The organism is Mycobacterium sp. 663a-19, assembly GCF_035616495.1.
Taxonomy (GTDB): domain Bacteria; phylum Actinomycetota; class Actinomycetes; order Mycobacteriales; family Mycobacteriaceae; genus Mycobacterium.
Genome location: NZ_JAPJAV010000028.1, coordinates 1 through 1,764, shown reverse-complemented (window position 1 = coordinate 1,764; position 1,764 = coordinate 1). Strand labels below are relative to the sequence as shown.

Annotated in this window: 1 protein-coding gene; it reads left to right on the top strand. The window is 67.0% G+C overall.

Features of this window, described 5'->3' with window-relative positions; genetic code table 11:
- On the top strand, positions 1 to 1,764 hold a 1,764-nt coding region (locus tag OQ968_RS24680; protein ID WP_324682274.1), incomplete at both ends, for a condensation domain-containing protein.

Genomic DNA, 1,764 nt, shown 5'->3' with positions numbered 1-1,764 from the left:
AGGTCCTCGGACTCGAGCGGGTGGGGGTGGATGACTCCTTCTTCGATTTGGGTGGGGATTCGTTGTTGGCGATGCGTCTGATCGCCGCGGTGAAGAAGTCGTTGGATGCCGCTGTGTCGGTGCGGGCGGTGTTTGAGGCGCCCACGGTGGCGCAGTTGGCGCCGCGGATCGGTGCGGGGGTGGGCCGGTTGGCGCCGTTGGTGGCCGAGCCGCGGCCGGCGGTGGTGCCGTTGTCGTTTGCCCAGCAGCGGTTGTGGTTTTTGGAGCAGTTGCAGGGGGCTTCTGCGGTTTACAACATGGCGACCGCGCTGCGGTTGCGGGGTTGCCTGGATGTTGATGCGTTGGGGGCCGCGCTGGGTGATGTGGTGGGCCGCCATGAGAGTTTGCGCACGCTGTTTCCTGCGGTTGATGGCACACCCCGGCAGCTGGTGATCCCGGTCGAGCAGGCCGATTGGGGTTGGCGGGTTGTTGATGGCAGTGGTTGGTCGGAAAGCCAACTGGGTCAGGCCATCGGTGCACTGGTGCGTCGCGGTTTTGATTTGGGCGCCGAGATTCCGTTGCGGGCACGGCTTTTCCGCCTCGGCGCCGAGGATCATGTGTTGGTGGCGGTGGCCCATCATATCGCCGCGGATGGCTGGTCGATCACCCCGCTGATCGCTGATGTGGGGGTGGCCTATGCCAGCCGGTGTGCGGGACACGCCCCGGAGTGGGCGCCGTTGGCAGTGCAGTATGTCGACTACACGTTGTGGCAGCGGGAACTTCTTGGTGATTTGGCCGATCCGGACAGTCCGATCGCGGCGCAGTTGGCCTATTGGGAGCAGGCCCTAGCGGGGCTGCCCGAGCGCCTTGATCTGCCCACTGATCGGCCTTATCCGGCGGTGGCTGATTACCGCGGCGCCTGGGTAGCGGTGCAGTGGCCGGCGCAGCTGCAGGCGCACATTGCCCGGGTGGCGCGTGAGCACAACGCGACTTCTTTCATGGTGGTCCAGGCCGGTTTGGCGGTGTTGTTGGCCAAGCTGGCTGCTTGCACCGAGGTGGCGGTGGGATTCCCGATCGCTGGGCGGCGTGATCCCGCCCTGGATGAGCTGGTGGGGTTTTTCGTCAACACTCTGGTGCTGCGCGTCGATGTGGCCGGGGATCCCGCCATCGGGGAGCTGTTGGCCCGGGTGCGTGCCCGCGCGCTGGGCGCCTACGAGCACCAGGACGTGCCGTTTGAGGTGTTGGTGGAGCGGCTCAACCCGACCCGGTCGCTGACGCATCACCCGCTGGTGCAGGTGATGTTGGCCTGGCAGAACCTGCCCGGACACGGCACCGACCCCGCCGGGTGGGCGTTGGGTGATGTGCAGGTCAGTCCGGTGCCGGCCGACACCCACACCGCCCGCATGGACTTGACGTGGTCGTTGGCTGAACACTTCACGGCTTCCGGGGAGCCCGCCGGCATCGGTGGGACGGTGGAGTTTCGCACCGACGTGTTCGATGCACAGAGCGTTGAGGCGTTGGTGGGGCGGTTGCAGCGGGTGTTGGTGGCGATGTCCGCGGACCCCATGCGGGCGTTGTCGTCGATTGATGTGCTCGACGCCGGTGAGCATGGGTGCCTGGATGGGTGGGGGAATCGGGCGGTGTTGGGTGCGCCGGGGCCGGCGGCGGTGTCGATCCCGGTGCTGTGGGCCGCGCAGGTGACCCGCAGCCCGGATGCGGTGGCGATCAGCTACCAGGGCTGCGCCATGACGTATCGGGAGCTCGATGAGGCGTCTAACCGGTTGG